16 protein-coding genes are annotated in these 15,973 nt (G+C 42.2%); 12 read left to right on the top strand and 4 right to left on the bottom strand.

Translation table 11 applies throughout. From position 1 onward, the window contains the following. Positions 1-212: 212 nt before the first annotated feature. On the bottom strand, positions 213-1,328 hold the full coding sequence (locus tag WIW52_RS06630) for an acyl-CoA dehydrogenase family protein (protein ID WP_337709404.1): 1,116 nt from the start codon (positions 1,326-1,328) through the stop codon (positions 213-215). A 78-nt stretch (positions 1,329-1,406) separates the two neighbouring features. On the opposite strand from WIW52_RS06630, the gene WIW52_RS06635 reads away from it, so the two are divergent. Then, the gene (locus WIW52_RS06635; RefSeq protein WP_337709406.1) at positions 1,407-3,269 is read left to right on the top strand and encodes an AMP-binding protein; all 1,863 of its coding nucleotides are present in this window, start codon (positions 1,407-1,409) and stop codon (positions 3,267-3,269) included. Further along, complete coding sequence (locus WIW52_RS06640; protein ID WP_337709480.1) at positions 3,266-4,072, top strand: amidohydrolase family protein; 807 nt, start codon at positions 3,266-3,268, stop codon at positions 4,070-4,072. The genes WIW52_RS06635 and WIW52_RS06640 overlap by 4 nt, the downstream gene beginning before the upstream one ends. Here WIW52_RS06640 and WIW52_RS06645 read toward each other — a convergent pair whose 3' ends face one another. Then, complete coding sequence (locus WIW52_RS06645) at positions 4,073-5,536, bottom strand: amino acid permease (RefSeq protein WP_337709408.1); 1,464 nt, start codon at positions 5,534-5,536, stop codon at positions 4,073-4,075. It abuts the gene before it with no gap. A gap of 261 nt (positions 5,537-5,797) precedes the next feature. Here WIW52_RS06645 and WIW52_RS06650 point away from each other — a divergent pair, with 261 nt between their 5' ends. Beyond that, on the top strand, positions 5,798-6,145 hold the full coding sequence (locus WIW52_RS06650; protein WP_337709410.1) for a hypothetical protein: 348 nt from the start codon (positions 5,798-5,800) through the stop codon (positions 6,143-6,145). Between the two features lie 49 nt (positions 6,146-6,194). On the opposite strand, the gene WIW52_RS06655 is transcribed toward WIW52_RS06650, so the two are convergent. Next, on the bottom strand, positions 6,195-6,953 hold the full coding sequence (locus tag WIW52_RS06655; RefSeq protein ID WP_337709412.1) for a dioxygenase family protein: 759 nt from the start codon (positions 6,951-6,953) through the stop codon (positions 6,195-6,197). Between the two features lie 175 nt (positions 6,954-7,128). Between WIW52_RS06655 and WIW52_RS06660 the strand changes: the two genes are divergently transcribed. The 9 genes from WIW52_RS06660 (at position 7,129) to WIW52_RS06700 (ending at position 14,566) form a co-directional block, all read left to right on the top strand. Further along, entirely contained in the window at positions 7,129-8,235 is a 1,107-nt protein-coding gene (locus WIW52_RS06660) for a thiolase domain-containing protein (protein ID WP_337709414.1), read from the top strand. After that, positions 8,235-9,395 carry a thiolase domain-containing protein gene (locus tag WIW52_RS06665; RefSeq protein WP_337709481.1) on the top strand — a complete coding sequence of 387 codons (1,161 nt, stop codon included), beginning with the start codon at positions 8,235-8,237 and terminating at the stop codon, positions 9,393-9,395. Before WIW52_RS06660 ends, WIW52_RS06665 begins: the two co-directional genes overlap by 1 nt. A 5-nt stretch (positions 9,396-9,400) precedes the next feature. Then, on the top strand, positions 9,401-9,880 hold the full coding sequence (locus tag WIW52_RS06670; protein ID WP_337709416.1) for a Zn-ribbon domain-containing OB-fold protein: 480 nt from the start codon (positions 9,401-9,403) through the stop codon (positions 9,878-9,880). After that, positions 9,877-10,296, top strand: coding sequence for a Zn-ribbon domain-containing OB-fold protein (locus tag WIW52_RS06675; protein ID WP_337709418.1), 420 nt, complete (start codon positions 9,877-9,879; stop codon positions 10,294-10,296). Before WIW52_RS06670 ends, WIW52_RS06675 begins: the two co-directional genes overlap by 4 nt. Positions 10,297-10,514: 218 nt before the next feature. After that, the gene (locus tag WIW52_RS06680; protein WP_337709419.1) at positions 10,515-11,717 is read left to right on the top strand and encodes a hypothetical protein; all 1,203 of its coding nucleotides are present in this window, start codon (positions 10,515-10,517) and stop codon (positions 11,715-11,717) included. Continuing rightward, positions 11,681-12,265, top strand: coding sequence for a prolyl oligopeptidase family serine peptidase (locus tag WIW52_RS06685; protein WP_337709483.1), 585 nt, complete (start codon positions 11,681-11,683; stop codon positions 12,263-12,265). Before WIW52_RS06680 ends, WIW52_RS06685 begins: the two co-directional genes overlap by 37 nt. Before the next feature lie 337 nt (positions 12,266-12,602). Then, complete coding sequence (locus WIW52_RS06690) at positions 12,603-12,878, top strand: hypothetical protein (protein ID WP_337701779.1); 276 nt, start codon at positions 12,603-12,605, stop codon at positions 12,876-12,878. Between the two features lie 294 nt (positions 12,879-13,172). Further along, entirely contained in the window at positions 13,173-13,397 is a 225-nt protein-coding gene (locus WIW52_RS06695) for a hypothetical protein (RefSeq protein ID WP_337709421.1), read from the top strand. Positions 13,398-13,876: 479 nt separating this feature from the next. Beyond that, positions 13,877-14,566, top strand: coding sequence for a carotenoid biosynthesis protein (locus WIW52_RS06700; RefSeq protein ID WP_337709423.1), 690 nt, complete (start codon positions 13,877-13,879; stop codon positions 14,564-14,566). 351 nt (positions 14,567-14,917) lie between these two features. Here WIW52_RS06700 and WIW52_RS06705 read toward each other — a convergent pair whose 3' ends face one another. Then, positions 14,918-15,871, bottom strand: coding sequence for a tetratricopeptide repeat protein (locus tag WIW52_RS06705; protein ID WP_337709425.1), 954 nt, complete (start codon positions 15,869-15,871; stop codon positions 14,918-14,920). Positions 15,872-15,973 lie beyond the last annotated feature (102 nt).

Raw genomic sequence — 15,973 nt, forward strand, 5'->3', positions numbered from 1 at the left:
AAGTATATAATCCTTCCAACTAATTTTTTAACAATTTTTAGGATACACTCGCAACGTAAGCAACTCCATAAGTTACTATAACCCAATCTAAATACATAAATCCAGAAAGGGCAAGGGTTCCCTTCCACTAGTTCTCGCCATTGGTTCAGGAGGTCATATTAGGTGGGTAGTAGACATGTGGCTTAGAGAACCATTTTAAAGAGTAGGGATTATCATACCCTCTTAACTCCCCATTCTGTAAAGTACCGGAGTCCCTCTTTATTAACCATCTTAAAGATTATCCCTAACTGCACTTCATCGGTTCCCTCCCCTATTCTTCCTAATCTTACATCTCTGTAAGCCCTCTCGCTTTTAGTCCCTTTAGCATAACCCATTCCACCCATGATTTGTACAGCTTTATCCACAATTTCAGTCGCAATTCTTGTTGACAAATACTTCAACACCGCAATTTTTCCTTCGTCCTTGAAAACGTCCTTAGTCTCGGCTACAGACTTTAACAACGTATTGAGGGAAGTTATCTGAGCTACACTTTCTGCCAAATACCACTGTATACCTTGCTTTTCCACGAGTTTGGTTCCAAACAGTTCCCTACTCTTTGCCCACTCGAGAGCTTCCTCTAAAGCTCCCTCAGCTAAACCCAGAGCTATGGCTGAGATCGCAACCCTTCCCACTAGAAGGGCGTACTTGACTACCTCCCAGCCCTTGTTAACTTCACCTACGATATTGTCAGCTTCACAGTTGTTGAACTCAACTTCAGCCGTACCAGTGCCTCTATTTCCCATCACTTCTATCTTATTCACCTTTACACATTCCCCTTTTCGTACTAGAAAAGTAGTTATAGACTTAAGGCCATTTTCTCCGGTCTTTGCTGTAACGAGATATACATCGGCATAAAGACCTTGGGTAGTCCATATCTTCTTCCCGTTGATCACCCACTTTCCGTTAACTTTCTCTGCCCTAGTATTAATTGAAGCTACATCACTTCCCCCCTGAGGTTCACTGAGGGCAAACCCCCCTATTAACTCGCCTTTGGAAAGCATCTCCACAGTGTATTTATCTCCCTCATAAACTCTCAGTGGTTCTGTTACCAGTTCGCCCTGAGCGTCTTGTATGAGAGCTACGGAACCGCTAACCTTAGCAATTTCCTTCAAGATCAACGCTGTGTCAAGTAGGCTAAGCCCTTCGCTCATAGGTGCTAAAAACCCCATTTCCCCCATTTTTCTTACTAACTCTCTGGGGTACCAGTCCTCTTTGTCAATTTTTACTGCCAAGGGCTCTACATGTTTTTTCACGAATTCCCTTATGGAGTCCAAGATCAGTTCGCTCATATGTTATCTTTTGAAATAATTGTTAATAAATAAATGTGCAAAGTAAAATATATATGAGAATTTATGTAATATAATTTTATGGACGCTAAGTTTTACGGTCTAGAGAAAGTGATCAAAGAATGGGAGGAAGCTAAAAAGGACCCTGAGAAATTTTGGGCGGAAAAAGCGAAGCTGATAACATGGTTCAAGAGACCTGATAAGATTATTGAAGGTCATCCACCTTTCGAAAAGTGGTACGTAAACGGGTTGTTGAATATATCTTATAACGCCGTTGATAGACATTTACCAGAAAAGGGAGAGAAGGTAGCATTCTATTGGGTTAATGAGAGGCTTGAGAGTAAGGCAATATCCTACAGAGACCTATACTGTGAAGTGAACAAGGCAGCTTACGTATTGAAGGAGTTGGGAGTGAAAAAGGGTGACACGGTCTCGCTCTTAATGCCGAGCATCCCAGAAGCTTTATACTTCTCTTTAGCCGTTCACCGATTAGGTGCTACTCTAGTCATACATTACGTAGGGTTAAGTCCTGAGACACTATCCTATAGGCTTAACGATTGTGACTCGAAAGTAATGGTAGTAGCTAGTAAGGGCTTCAGGAACGGGAACGAAATAAGGATAAAAGACTTCGTCGATAAACTACTTAACGAGTATAAGACTCCGGTAGAGAAGGTTCTGGTCGTGAAGCGAGGCTATGATGACTTTAACGTAAACAAGATGGACATAATATACGAGGAGGTTAAACCCAGAGGTAAGGTGGAAGTTGAGCCAGTAGCCGTAGAATCTAACGAAGTCGCCACGATATATTACACATCAGGGACAACAGGCAGACCGAAAGGTCTAACTCACACCAACGGCGGTTACGTGGTGGCATTAAACACAGCGTTCAAATCGATTTTTAACCCAAAACAGAACGACGTGTGGTGGACGATTTCAGAGCTTGGTTGGCCAGTATGGCCTATGGCAAACGTATACGTGATTCCGGTCATGGGATTAACAGGAGTGCTCTTCGAGGGGTTTATCGGTTATAAACCCGACATATTCTCAAGAGTTGTCGAGAGATTCGGAGTATCGTTGGTCTGGTCGTCAACAACGACGTTATATACATTGAAGAGCTTAGGAGAGGAGTCGGTAAAATTAGGGGACATATCTACTTTAAGAATGATACTCAACACTGGAGAACCATTAAATGTTGGGGCGTGGATGTGGTTGAGAGAACACATTCCTAATGTGTATATAGCAGGTGCGTATTGGATGACGGAACACCTCTACCCAGTCGCGGCTACTCCTTTCGGAATAGCCGAGATTCCCTATAAGCCTGGTTCCGCGGGGACTAAGTTCCCAGGGTCAGAATACGTAGTAGTAGACGATGAGGGTAAACCTCTACCCCCTCAGAGTAAGGGCTATATCGTGTTGAAACCGTGTAGCCCGGCCTTGGCAAAGATGCATAAAGATCATAACGGTGAAAGAGTAGTTAAGACTTATTGGTCTAGGTTTCAAGGTTATTTCTACACCGGTGATTACGGATATGTGGACAAAGACGGTTACTTGTACGTGTTAGGTAGGGCAGATGACGTAATAACAGCAGGGGAAAGAATAGGGACTATGGAGGTAGAGAGTGTGGTAGTCACACACCCGGCAATAGCTGAGGCTGCAGCAGTTGGTTACAAGAAAGACGGAGGCGAAGGGATATTAGTAGTAGCAGTACCTAAGAAGGGTGTGTCTGAGAGCCAAGAACTGGAAAACATGATCAAGGAGTACTTAAGGAACAGCGGTTATATTGTTGATAGAGTAGTATTTGTTAGGCGTCTACCTAAGACTAAGAGCGGTAAGATAATGAGGAGACTGCTGAGGGCTCTAGTCAGGGGAGAAGAAATAGGTGATGTATCTACGTTAGATGACCCCTCAATAATAGAGGAGTTGAGAAAAGCATTGGGGCAATAGATTTCCACTTTCACGCCCCAGTAAAGGAGTTCCTCAGATATCTCGGTGAGTATGCTGAACCTGCACTAAGATATTTCAACGCTAAGGTCGAGATAAAAGACCTAAAGGTTATTTTAGATGAAGTTGAAACATTAGGCATTGAAAGAGTCGTTATATTGCCTATAGACTCTACCACTTTCATGGGAAGAAGGATTCCAAATGAATTAGTCGCAGGGATTAGAGATGCACGAGTGATAAAGTTCATCTCAGTAGATCCCCTGAAGCCAAATTCGGTAGAGGAACTCGAAAAGGCGATAAAGGAAGTAGAACCTCAAGGTGTCAAATTCCACCCTCAGTTACAAGGCTTTCATCCCTTAGACGAGAGGGCTATGAAGCTATACTCGGTTGTCGAAAGATACAACCTAATCGCTGTATTTCATACGGGCACTTCAGGCATAGAGGCTGGCGTAAGATCGAACATAAGGCTCGATTACGGTAGGCCGATATATTTCGATGAGATTGCGGTGATGTATCCGGACTTGAAAATGGTTTTAGCCCACTTCGGCTGGCCGTGGACTGAAGAGGCCATTGCTGTTTCACTACACAAACCCAACGTCTATTTAGACTTATCCGGTTGGGAACCAAAGTACATTCCTAGAGTTTTGTGGGATAACGCCAAAAGGCTAGCTGACAAGCTCATCTTCGGTTCTGACTTCCCCCTTATCAGCCCGAAGAGGTGGTTGAAGGAGTTTGACGCTATACCTATCGACGGTGAGATAAAAAAGAAGATACTGAAGGACAACGCAGAGCGTTTGATAAAATGATTACTCTGGAGGGATTTCCTTGTATATCTCCGACAGTTCAATACCCTGTTTTTTCCTTATCTCTTTGGATATTAAGTAAGTCACTGTCCCGGTCATGGGTGGTACTATTATCGTAGCTAAGTCAAAGGCTGTATTACCTTGGAATATTATGCTTCCGAAGGAGCTATTCAGTAATCCGTAAAGCACTGTTAGTACTACTACGAGAGACAACGTGAAAACCGATAGAAGAGACGTAATAAGAATTTTCCTGTCGGATTTTCCGTATTTTATCGAAGCTATTGCCACGATTAAGTAGTTCCAAATTACGAACCAAAGGCCGTCAACTGCAAAGCTAACGGAGTAACTCAGATATACCTCCAAGAAGTTGAAAAGCATTGAAAGGGTTAGAGTGAATATAAGCGAGTATATAGGTATACCTCTCCTGACCTCGGCAAAGAATGAGGGAAGTAACCTGTCGAAGGCCATTGAAAAAAGTATCCTTGATGATGCTCCCACATTTATCATCGCGTATAGCACGTACCAACTTAGGGCTGAGATCGCTAAGAATACCACAATATACGGGACGTTCAAAAACGCGTATACGGCAAAGGAGAGAATGGACGAAGTGGACATTGGTAGGCTCCACCCATTAAGTACGTAATTAATATAGTTTTGCTTACCGAATCCTCTCTCGATCCCTATCACTAACAATAACGCGAACAACGTTGCTACAGCGTATGAGATAAGATAACCCGATATGAAACTCTTTTTAATTCTCTTTATCTCACCTGCAAAGAACGCTGGAGCGTTAGTGAAGGCAAACATGGAAAGAACGAATATTGAGGAAAGAGACAACGTTTGTAAGTTTACGTACGGTGAAGTGAAGACCGGTTGGTCGTTAACTGTGAACAGACCTACTACCATAAAAACCGTACCGGCAATTTGAAGCAAAGTGAGATAACGGAACGCCCTAACGTATAGTCTTTCTGATAACGAGAGGGAAAAAACAGCGAAGATGACTAATGTAGTGACTGCGAAAAGCTCTAAGGGAGAAGAAGTTATTCCCTCCCCAAGACTGATTAGACCTCTAACACCTAGTACGTACCCTAGTGACTGTAGACCAGGGGTAATTACCATAACGACCTCTAGTAAGGCCAATACTGGGAAACCCATAGTAAAAGCCATGATGAGTGACATACCTAGAACACTACCGATGAACGGTCCCATAGCCCTAGATACGAATATGTAGTCCCCTCCACTTCTGGGGATCAACATTGTTAAGAGGTAGTAATTAATGACGACCGGTACCATCAATAATGAGCCTATGATCACAGCTAATGTCCAACTGGCTTCGGGTAAGAAGGCCGCTATGAAGAGTGGATAGGCTACGCCTGCTGCAGGACCCAGAAAGGAGAAATTAAGGGCGAAAGCGTCAAAAGCATTGAACTCCTTAACGAAACCGGTGGACTCACGGAGGAATTTCATATTCGTGAGAACAACGGCCTTATTTAAAAAGTTATATACAAAAAGAAGGACATGATTCTACACTGGGAAAGCACATCAGAGTTCTTAACTAGCTAGTATGATTACAACACGTTTGTCAAGGAAAACATTGAAACTTTAAAAATGTTTAGGCAAGAAGCGTAAGGTGTGGTTTAACGTTTTCTCCCTTTTGGATTACTGTGTATATAGGGGAATAACGACCTGAGTTCTAATATAGTATCATCCGACAAGAATATATATAACATGTTATCAGTTCAGGGTTTCGATTTCGGCGGGTTCGTACACTGTATGAGGACTTCGATCGGCGATAGGTATATAGCGGACGCGTTGAGTTTCCTCTTCGCGATTAAGAATCATTATGACATATCTCAGTTCGCCTTGACTTCAAAGGGGGTGATCTACGAAGGTGATACGAGCGGTGTCTTCGTAGGTTCGTGCGAACACTTCAACGGGTACGTTAACCACTTCGGACAAGGTGTAGTTCTGAGCACAGCAGTCAAGGTCTGGGAGTACATACACGGTGACAACCAAGTAAAATTTGATGAGGTCGAAAAGGAATTCCTGAACGCGTTCCTGAACAAGAAGATTTAAAACTAATTCTACGCTTTTTCTCGCCAAGCTATACATTTCTTTAATCTACTTACTGAAAAGACGCTAGCATCATACTAACTCCGGGCCATGGTACGTCGTAATAAATCACCTTACCCAAAGTAGGTCTTACTATACCTAACATAACGTACAGTGGCTTCAGGTCACCCTCCGGTGAAGAGTTCTTAAACTCCTTCGGGAAAAGTTGTTGTATTTTGACTATTTCCTCAAACCTACCCTCTTCGATTAAGTCCTGAAGTATATGGTCGAATATGAAGAATGTGTCCCTGCCGACCTTGAGGGAATATAAGTCTAGCCTATGGGTTGGCGAACTTGTAGCTATGACTAATGGTTTTCTACCAGTTTCTCTTAGTACTTCACCTATCTTAACACCTAAACGATAGTGTTCTTCAGGTGAACGGTTGCTAATGGATATAGTTACACACTTAATACCTCCCTCCGGGAACATATAATATAACGGGATCCAGCCGCCGTGATCAAGCCCCCACTGGTAGTCCTTTCTGAGAAAAGTTGAAAGCTTCTCCGCCACCTCAACATCATTAGGCATTTCATAGCAGTAGCGGTAAAGTTCCTCAGGGAACCCGTAATAGTCCTGAATACATTTAAGCTTCTCTCCGGCTTCTATTAAGTTGTCTTCACCCCAGTTCATAAAGTGGGGAGACAAGACTACGACCAGATCAGGCTCATATTCTCTCCTTATTTTCTCTCCTAATTCCCTCAGTTCTTTCTTCCAAGGCAAGTCCTCTATTAGGATAGTAGGAGAGCCGTGACTTACCAGTAGCCCTAACACTACTGAATATCGTAATGTGAAGTTAAAACCATTACCTTACTTTACGGTAACTGAAAATTCTTGTTATATCTCTGAAACTCTTTTCTACTGTTCAGTTAATTTTATTTAGTCAATAAAATTGGAAAAACAGGAATAAAAAGAAAGATTTAATAATATTGATAACATCTGAGAAAATATGAGAGTCGGTATAATAGGAGTAGGTTGGTACGGCTTCACTCCATCGACTCCCGAGCTCTCCTTCAGGGAGATGGTATTTGAGGCGGCTTTAAGGGCTTATGAAGACGCTCATGTAAACCCAAGAAGAGACGTGGACACATTTGTGTCGTGCCAGGAGGACTTCTGGGAAGGGATAAGCATTTCTGGTGAGTTCGCTCCAGACCCTATCGGAGGTACTCTTAGGCCCGTAATGACAGTACCTGGGGACTCGGTTCAGGCAATAATGCACGCTGTTATGCACATTGAATCAGGTATATCTAAGGTAACTGTAGTGGAGTCACACGCAAAACCCAGCGATATTATAACAATGGAAAAGATAATGGAGTTCGCCTACGACCCGTTGTACGGTAGAATAGGTGCAAGGAACTTCCATTTCTTGGCGGGACTAGACGCTGTGAAGTTCATGGAAAGGACTAAAGCGACCAAAGAAGACCTAGCTGAAGTAGTTGTAAAGAACAAAAGAAACGGGTTGAAAAACCCGAGAGGGTCATATTCATCATCTTTGAGCATAGAAGAAGTAGTCAAGCAGCCTTACGTAGTTTACCCCCTAACAAGCCTCGACATATCCCCATTTACAGATGCAGCCGTAGTAATCGTATTAGCTAACGAGGAAGTCGCTAGAAAATACACAGACGATCCCATATGGATAACCGGTGTAGGTGTAGGTTACGATTCAACTATGGAGTTATCCGATCTCGGAAGGTCTACATACCTCAGGTTGGCTGCTGACAAAGCGTTCAAAATCGCGAGACTACATAGGCTGGAAAACGTAGCTTTTTTTGTCGATGACACTTACAGCTACAAAGAGTTACAACACTTAGAGGCATTAAAGGTTCAAGACCCCGTGAAAAAGTTAAGGGAAGGAGAACTCTATGCGGACGGAAAAACACCGGTAAACCCTCTCGGAGGGCATCTGTCAGAAGGAAGACCGTTGGACGCCAGTGGTCTGGCACTTCTACTGGACGCTGTGGAATTTATGAGGAGAGGTGAGTTCGACAAAGCAGTTGTAGCTTCGTGGAGAGGAGTCCCGAGCTTTACGGGAGGGGTAGCAGTACTGGAGAGGTGATGATGTTGAGGAAAGTAGCTATAATAGGGGCGGGATTAACACTCTTCAGGAGGAGACTTAAGGAGACTCCTCAGGAAATGGCTTGGGAAGCTGCTAGAAAAGCCCTCGATGAGGCTGGGCTCGAACTAAAGGATATCGACTGCGTTATAACTAGTGCAGCTCTTGATGCTTACGACGGGGTTCACATGAGGGGAGAGCATATAGCCCACTCGGGAGGAGTTAGAAAGACTGTAAGCAGAGTTTATGCTGGTGGAGCTACTGGAGGCATGGCTACCATCTCAGCATGGTATCACGTGGCTAGCGGGCTTTGTGATAAGGTTTTAGTGATCGGTGAGGAAAAGATGAGCCACGCTTTACCTCATCCCCAGTCTGTTTTCCGTTACATATGGGATCCGATAACAGAAAAGCCCCTAAACCCTAACCTCATCTGGATTTTCGCAATGGAAATGTATAGATATATGAAGACATATAACGTGTCCAAAGAGGAAATAGCACTTGTATCAGTAAAGAATAAGAGAAACGCTTTGAATAACCCCTACGCTCAGGCAGCAGCTAACATCACGGTCGATGACGTCTTGAACAGCGAAGTCTTAGTGTGGCCCGTCAACAGGTTGGACGTAAGCCCGGTGAGCGATGGTGCGGGGGCTATAGTGGTAGTTAACGGGGATGTTGCTAGACAGTTTACGGACACCCCGGTATGGATCGTAGGTGTAGGATGGAACATGGACAATCCTCAGTGGAGTAACAGAGAACTAGCCTATGCCAGATATGTGGAAGAATCGGCTATGATGGCATACAAAATGGCTAAGATAGAAAGGCCTGATAAGGAGATCGACGTGATAGAGCCCCATGACCCGTTCGATTACAAAGAGCTCCACCACATCGAGGGTTTGAAGATCGCAAAGAGAGGAGAAGCCCCCAAACTCCTTAAGGAGGGAGTGTTCGATCTTGACGGTGATATACCCAGTAGCCCCTCGGGAGGACTCATGGGTTGCGGTAACCCGATAGGTGCTTCCGGTCTTCTAAAGGTCATAAGCATTTACTGGCAGTTAAAGGGTATTGCTGGGAGGATGCAGGTGAAGAAACCCGTATATACCGGTCTGGCTCAGAACTGGGGCGACCTCATGCAGATGTCAGCTGTAGTGATCATGAGGAGGTGAGGGCTGTGGTAACTCCGATAAAGAAGAGCGAAGAAGCTGTGACTATAAGGTATAAGCTTGAAGCCTACTATTCCTTCTCAGCAGGGATAGCTTATACGAAGTTTCTCAACGGTCTGAAAGAAGGGAAGATTATAGGTAGGAAGTGCTACCGTTGCGGAAGGGTTTACGTACCGCCAAGAATGTACTGTGACGACTGTTTCAGACCTACAGACGAGTGGGTCGAAGTGAGTGATGAGGGTGTAATAGAAACAGCTAGTGCGAGCTATATTTCTTGGACTAGGGACAAGTTGGAAGAGCCAGAGGTAATCGCCGTGATAAGGTTAGGAGGGAGAGAGAAGGACTGGATATTCCCGGGTCTCTTTCACAGAATATGCGGTAAAGTGGACGTGGATCGGTTAATCGGAAAAAAGGTGAAAGCTGTGTGGAGGGAAAAGAGAGAAGGCAGTATAAACGATATAGAGTGTTTTAAGGTGGTCGAGGGATGAGCTGGTTTAAGGGTGACGGGGATAAGCCCTTATCTTTAATAGATAAGATGGGTGCTGAGGAATACCTCTATACGGTAGGGATAGCGGGAGAGGAATTCGTAAAGGGGATTCAGGCTGGCAAGATAATTGGGAGTAAGTGCCCAAGGTGTGGTATGACATACGTCCCTCCGCGTCTTTACTGCGAGGAGTGCTTCTGTAAGACTGAGTTCGTTGAGGTCGGGTCTGCACCGTACATAGACACCTATACGGTGATTTACAGGGATGATAAGGGTAATAAGGTAGACCCACCTCAGAAAATAGCGATGGTTAGGTTTGAGGGAGTAAAGGGAGGGCTTTTAGCTATAGTCGAAGGCGAAGTGAAAATAGGGAAAAAGGTCAGAATACTCAGATATCAAATACCGTTAATAGTAGAATGATGAAGACCGAGGTAAGACACTTTTTCCTACCAGCCCATGATCTATAACAAGTCGATTCTTGAAGTTTTCGTACGTATGAGTGGAGTGGTTATAGTCTTTTATAGAGATGCCGAAAACTATAGAATATCCTTTTGTCGCTGACACCTATTGGCTAATCCTTTCTAGATCCCTAAATTTTCTTGTACAGTTTAATAACCTCATTGAACCAAATTCTGATAATGGAAGACGAGTTCATCTACCTTGAGGACTTAAAAGACGAGAGAACAGTACAGTTCATAAAGGAGGAGACCGAGAGGACTAAATTACTTCTCGGCAAAAGGGCTGATGAACTTTACCCCAAGCTTCTGGAGATTCTCTACGAACCACGCGTCCTCCAGCTTTTCGCCTTCGATGAAAACACACCCGTTATGCTGATTTACGGAAAGAAAAGGTCAGTGAACTTAGGGCGGAAGGAGTTATATGCAGCCCAGAGTGACGAGGTAATACAATATATATGGAAGATAAGGGGCTTCAGGGAACTTGGCATTAGTGTGGGAAAGAAGGGTAGTGACGAGGTTAGGACTTTTATTCTATCAGAAGAAGGTAGGGTTATAAGGGACTTAGGTAACTGGGTCTCACAACCTTTTTACCACGGAAACGAGGTCTGTTACGTCAAGAGCTATAGGACATCTCCTCCCCCGGACGGTGGAGAGTACCCAACATATAGGGTCTTTTGTGGTGACGATATAGTTTACGGTAAGGAGTTAAAGCCCGGTGAATTCATATCGATTGACGTGTTCGGAGACGTTATAACCTTAGTGAAAACGAAGGGTTGGAGATACTCAGAACTGTACGTAGGTGAAAGCTTTGATAAGTTGAGGAAGGTAGATGAGGCAGAGTTGATAGGCGTAGTTGATTATAAGGACTACATAATATATCGCAAGAACGATAATGTGATCCTGAACGGGGTGACACTGGGTTTTGAAAAACCTATAAACGCTGTGGCAAGCGGTAGAGACTTTATAGCTATATCCTTGATAAAGGACTATAGAACTCCAGTAGAATATTATGACCTCTCAGGTAAAAAGATAGGAGAGGAGCCTCACGATAACGTAATTATGATGGACGGAGGAGGAAGTTCACTTTTCCTACTCGAGACCTCGTTTTCCTTCATTTCTAAGGTGACAAGGAGAAGGATTGAAGGAGGAGTGTTGACTAATAGCGAGACAATTATCGAGACGGGAAAATACGAAGTAGGCGTTAAAGACATATATATAAAAGGTGATGTACTACTTCATGGTTTCCTCCTTTATAAACACGAGAAGTCGAAAGGGGTAATCGTTTACGGATACGGGGTTTTCGTATTTCTTTATTACCTTTTTCACCGTACTACCTTAAGGTCTTACTGGAGGATGGATACTCCTTTCTTGTCACTAACTTAAGGGGAGGTTATGAAAACGGGGAGGAATGGCATAAGGCAGGGATGCTCTTGAACAAGAAAAACGTCTTCAGGGACTTTGAGCATTTCCTGAGCCTGGTCAAACTTGCTGGAGGTAGGACAGTTGCAATGGGAGGGAGCAACGGTGGGTTATTGGTCGGAGCTGTACTTAACAAGACTCCTCAACTAGTGGATTGCGCGGTAATCGGTCATCCGGTTCTAGATATGATGAGATATCATAAAATGTACGTAGGGAAATATTGGATTGAAGAGTACGGGGATCCAGATGACCCTGAGTTCAAGGACTACTTATTATCTTATAGCCCCTACCACAACCTGAAAGGCGGGTTGCCAAAAACCTTCGTTTATACGGGGATAAACGACGATAGGGTTCATCCAGCCCATGCGCTGAAATACGTGGCGAAAGCGAGGAAGTTAGGAAATGACGTGTTACTGTTTGTAAATGATAGCGGTCATTCACTAACTGATCCAGAGACCTTGGCTAAGGAATACAGTTATGTCACAGCTTTCATAGAAGAATGTTTAAAGTGACTCATCAAATAAAAGTCTTTAATGTGAAAATAGTTCAGGCTGGCCTCACGTTAGGTACTTATCACATGGACTTGGAGAGTTCATTGATGTCGTTTTAGTATCCTATTTACTTATGGGTTAGAGATACAATCCCTTGGTTATTAGGGGAACATAATCGTATGAATTATGCTAGACTTAAACATTGTGTGTAATAGTTAAACTATTTTGGAGTAATTTGATAAAACTTAATTTAACTAATTATTATTATTATTTTATTACATTATTTTTATAATCTTGAAAATGTTTCCAACAAGTAGATTTATTAGTTTCTAAGATAAATTATAGATGGTGGGTTGTTATGAAAGTAGTAGTAGTTCATGAATGGGAAGATAGCCAAAAAGACGCTGTTACAAACTTCTTCGACCAGTTAGTCAAAATGGTTAAGGACAAGAAACTTCCTAAGGGAATGAAGCTTGAAAAAGTAGAAATTTCTCATGAAAATAAGACGGCGATTTGCCAGTGGGATGTCGAAAACATGGACATGTTGATGCAGGCTGCAAAGCAGTTTAACATAAGTTGGAGAATTAAAGCCTTTACACCTCAGGTATTATACGAGCACAAAGGAATATTGTAAATGGAATTTTTTTACCTTTTCTTTAACACCATCATCCTTTAGTTACTAGATACATGTAATAAAGTTTTATCGGTGAGTTTCACAATTTAATTAAAATATGAATGGTTTAAGCAAATGATAAAATTCCTTGTATACTATGACGGGGAAGTTATGGAATTCATTCGAGTACACGGACTGTAAGACTGTATCAAACATCCATGAGAGATCTTTTACTTCAACCTTACTGGTTACAACGAAAAGGTACAGAAGTTAGGATAAGCTTATTGACTTTTTGAACCCCTGACTCGTTATGCAATGTTAATCTCAGATCATCCACTTCATAAAGAGCTAAGGAGGGTCTCTTCTCCTATCTTTGATCTCGTAATACTCAGAGATCGGAAAATAGTATTACGTGAGATCGTTAAACAATTCTTAAGTAACGTTAAGAATGAGTTTGACGTCATAGGCTTGTTAGCAGTCTCTTCGCCGTTAATTGTTATATCAAAATTGCTAAGAATATCCACATCCCTAGAGAAGTAAGGGCTTCCACTACGTTCCCTATTTAGTTAGTATTAGTTTAATTTCCGGCTATTATTAGCAATATTATATACTCGCTCTTCTCGACGTCTGATAACTGAGAACTAGCTGTGTCCTAACTAGGGGAGAATCAGAGCGTTCTAAACTTGTTTAGAGAATACTAATGGCAGGTACCTATTCCGTACTCTAAATATCTCCGTGGGTTTTCCTAGACTCAGCATAATTAGGTCTGACCATTCCTTTATTTTATCCACGTATGGGTTAGGGTATCTCGCTCCACCTCAGTAAAAAATAGTAGAAAAGGTGCTAAGATATCCCCCACCGGTTAGGAGGTTCGGAGAGGTTATCGAAAAAGGGAAGGTAAATAACAAGATGTTAAATGGGCATAAAAAGTTAGTAGTGGCGGTTAGATGCTTTTTAAACGACAACTTCAGATAAATTTTAACAAACTCTATATTCCTTTTTACTAACATTATTTTGTTATGGAACGTGATAAACTCATAACCATCTCCTTTATTATACTTCTGGTAGGAATAATTCTTGACGGTATACTTTTCATTTTCTTCTCACTATCTCTTGTTTCTCTTATCTTGATTTCATTGCATAGGAGGGATATTTTTAGAATATTCTTTGGAGCCATGTTAATCGGTTTCTCATTCGAAGAATTAGGAATACATACGGGCATACCTTTCGGCCATTATGCTTATAATTTCCCTCCTTACATTTTAGGTGTCCCTATATTCGTAATCCTTGCATGGGGGATAATCAGTTACATATCCTATTTACCGTTAATGGACTTTCCCTTAAAGTATAAGGTCATCTTCTTTCCCTTAATGATGGTTATCATAGACATGTCAGTCGATCCAATAATGGTTACAGCCCATTACTGGACCTGGTATTCCTCGGGATTGGAATGGTACGGAATTCCGGTGACTAACTTCTTAGGGTGGTATATCGTTTCCCTAGTGATCTCCCTAAGCTTCCTGAAAAGCTCTCAGTATACCACGAAAGAATACCGGTTTATCATAACATACTTTCTCTTTTCCCTAAAGTTTCTGGTTTTCGCTAAGCCCCAGCTGTTCGTGCCTTTACTGGAGGCTACCACTTTAGCCGGTGTTATATCCCTTGTACTATATGTAGTAGAGAAAAGAATAGGCGAAAACTTACACTAGTAATTATTGCTCTTAAACACTGTGTCTATCCGTTGTGTAACTTATCCTTAACTTTTAATTATTTCTAATTCCTCCACGGTCACTCCTCCGAAGAAGTTTATTCTAGGGCTATACAGTCTCCTAACAAAGGTATAACACTCTCCTAATAGCGTAAAAATAGTATTAATGTTGTTATAGCTCGTATATCATTATTCCGATTTTTAAGCGATACAAACACATAATAAGCTCCTTTAACGTTTTTCGATATCTAACATACGCGATGAGATCAACGTATTGATAAAAGCTAACTTCGCCTTGGATTATATAATTCAGATAATCCGAAACGTTAAGAAGGAGAGGTCTTACCTAACCTTAGTCAAAAACCTCCTTATCGTGGGTCAATCTATAAACTACTTCGAATTCCCTCTTAGCCTCTTCGTTTTTCCCTAGATGTTCTAACGCTTCCGCCTTCAGCTCATGAGCCTCAAAGTTATTTGGATCCTTTTTTAACACTTGGTCACACTCATCCAACGCTTCTTCGTAAATACCCGTAACTATTAAGAGTTTAGCCTTAGCTAAACGGTACTCTGTCCTACTTGGGTTAAGCCTTATTGCTTTGTTCAATTCTGTAAGTGCGTCGTCACATCTGTGTAACGTCATTAACACTATAGCCTTTTCGTAATGACACTCGTCATTGGAGTCGTTCAAATTACAAGCCTTTTCATACTCTTCCAGAGCCTCCTCATACCACTTTAATTGTGTGTAAATCCTTGCCTTTTCTATATAATAAAATGTGCTCGAAGGGTTGAACGAAGAGGCTTTCTCCAGTTCTTCAATAGCTTCCATAAGCCTGTTCTCTTCCTTCAGAATCTCTGCCTTTAAATAATGAATATATTCGTCGTCCTTACCTAGCCTAATTGCCTTCTCTGCCTCAAGTAGTGCGTCTTCATGGTATCCTTCGTCGTTAAGGATTTCTGCTTTTAGGGCGTGATATTCCGGGTTATTATAGTTTAACTTTATAGCCTTCTCCACCTCGTTTAGGGCTTCTTCCTTCCCCATTTTATGAAGACATAAAGCGAATTTGTAGTGAATTTCAGGATCATTAGGAGCTAGCTCCGTTAACTTCTGAGCTTCCTTTACCGCTTCTTCACACAATCCTAACTTAACGTAAATGTCTAAAAGTGATTTTCGGTACTTTACGTTGTTACCATCTAAATTTACGGCTTGCCTCAGGTTTCTCAAAGCTTCGTCAAGGTCTCCAGCTTTCAAGGACGTCATCGCTAGCTTATAAAAGTCCTCAGCCTTCCTTTTGCTTATCCAAAGCACATAATACGATAGGATTCACGAGTTAATAAGGTAAAACCATCTCTTGTCACGACAAGAGAAGCTTGTGTTAAGTTGCCGTTGACAACTTGTTTAAGAGTATTA

This window comes from Stygiolobus sp. RP850M, from assembly GCF_037389295.1.
GTDB lineage: Archaea > Thermoproteota > Thermoprotei_A > Sulfolobales > Sulfolobaceae > Stygiolobus.

Bases quoted from the DNA above. Each gene is read 5' to 3' on its own strand.
- WIW52_RS06675 (WP_337709418.1), top strand. From the start codon at position 9,877: ATGAGCTGGTTTAAGGGTGACGGGGATAAGCCCTTATCTTTAATAGAT.
- WIW52_RS06650 (WP_337709410.1), top strand. From the start codon at position 5,798: ATGTTATCAGTTCAGGGTTTCGATTTCGGCGGGTTCGTACACTGTATG.
- WIW52_RS06660 (WP_337709414.1), top strand. From the start codon at position 7,129: ATGAGAGTCGGTATAATAGGAGTAGGTTGGTACGGCTTCACTCCATCG.
- WIW52_RS06635 (WP_337709406.1), top strand. From the start codon at position 1,407: ATGGACGCTAAGTTTTACGGTCTAGAGAAAGTGATCAAAGAATGGGAG.
- WIW52_RS06630 (WP_337709404.1), bottom strand. From the start codon at position 1,328: ATGAGCGAACTGATCTTGGACTCCATAAGGGAATTCGTGAAAAAACAT.
- WIW52_RS06700 (WP_337709423.1), top strand. From the start codon at position 13,877: ATGGAACGTGATAAACTCATAACCATCTCCTTTATTATACTTCTGGTA.
- WIW52_RS06645 (WP_337709408.1), bottom strand. From the start codon at position 5,536: ATGAAATTCCTCCGTGAGTCCACCGGTTTCGTTAAGGAGTTCAATGCT.
- WIW52_RS06690 (WP_337701779.1), top strand. From the start codon at position 12,603: ATGAAAGTAGTAGTAGTTCATGAATGGGAAGATAGCCAAAAAGACGCT.
- WIW52_RS06695 (WP_337709421.1), top strand. From the start codon at position 13,173: ATGTTAATCTCAGATCATCCACTTCATAAAGAGCTAAGGAGGGTCTCT.
- WIW52_RS06680 (WP_337709419.1), top strand. From the start codon at position 10,515: ATGGAAGACGAGTTCATCTACCTTGAGGACTTAAAAGACGAGAGAACA.
- WIW52_RS06665 (WP_337709481.1), top strand. From the start codon at position 8,235: ATGATGTTGAGGAAAGTAGCTATAATAGGGGCGGGATTAACACTCTTC.